This is a genomic window from Methylophaga sp. UBA1464 (genome assembly GCF_002325665.1).
GTDB lineage: Bacteria > Pseudomonadota > Gammaproteobacteria > Nitrosococcales > Methylophagaceae > Methylophaga.
Genome location: NZ_DCSO01000084.1, coordinates 1 through 349 on the forward strand (window position 1 = coordinate 1; position 349 = coordinate 349).

Below are 349 nucleotides of genomic sequence, written 5' to 3' on the forward strand. Positions count from 1 at the left end.
TTTATTGTGGCGGCGCCTTCAGGTGCCGGAAAGACCAGTTTAGTGCGGGCTTTGGTTAAACAGGATCCGCATGTCCGGTTATCGGTTTCGCATACCACCCGACCTGCCAGAGCCGGTGAGGTTGATGGAGAAGATTATTTCTTTGTTAGCCAGGATATTTTCAGCAAGATGCGTGATGCAGGGGATTTTCTTGAATCCGCCACCGTATTTGATAATAGTTACGGTACGTCGTCTGCCGCAGTGCATCATCAGTTGCATGCGGGTAATGATGTCATCCTGGAGATTGATTGGCAGGGCGGCCAGCAGGTCAGAAAAAACTTTCCCGACAGCAGCAGTATTTTTATTTTGC

1 protein-coding gene is annotated in these 349 nt (G+C 49.3%); it reads left to right on the forward strand.

The features are described 5' to 3' along the window. The coding region (locus tag B3O33_RS10560; RefSeq protein WP_292363559.1) for a guanylate kinase at nucleotides 1-349 on the forward strand (349 nt) is incomplete at both ends.